The sequence below is a fragment of the Paenibacillus pectinilyticus genome, from assembly GCF_001700435.1.
GTDB lineage: Bacteria > Bacillota > Bacilli > Paenibacillales > NBRC-103111 > Paenibacillus_E > Paenibacillus_E pectinilyticus.
Genome location: NZ_LYPC01000031.1, coordinates 396 through 631 on the forward strand (window position 1 = coordinate 396; position 236 = coordinate 631).

Annotated in this window: 1 rRNA gene (only partly in view); it reads left to right on the top strand. The window is 50.8% G+C overall.

Going from position 1 to position 236, the window contains the following annotated elements:
• Positions 1 to 236, top strand: a 23S ribosomal RNA gene (locus A8709_RS33110) (its annotated part extends 270 nt beyond the left edge of the window); the annotation flags it as partial.

Genomic DNA, 236 nt, shown 5'->3' on the forward strand with positions numbered 1-236 from the left:
GAGGCAGACCCAGGGAACTGAAACATCTAAGTACCTGGAGGAAAAGAAAACAAAAGTGATTCCGTCAGTAGCGGCGAGCGAAAGCGGAATAGCCCAAACCAAGGAGCTTGCTCCTTGGGGTTGTAGGACCTCGTCATGGGGTTAGTTTGGTAGGTGAAGTGATCTGGAAAGGTCCGGCATAGAAGGTAAAAGCCCTGTAGCCCAAACCGAACGAATCCCCTAGAGGTATCCTGAGT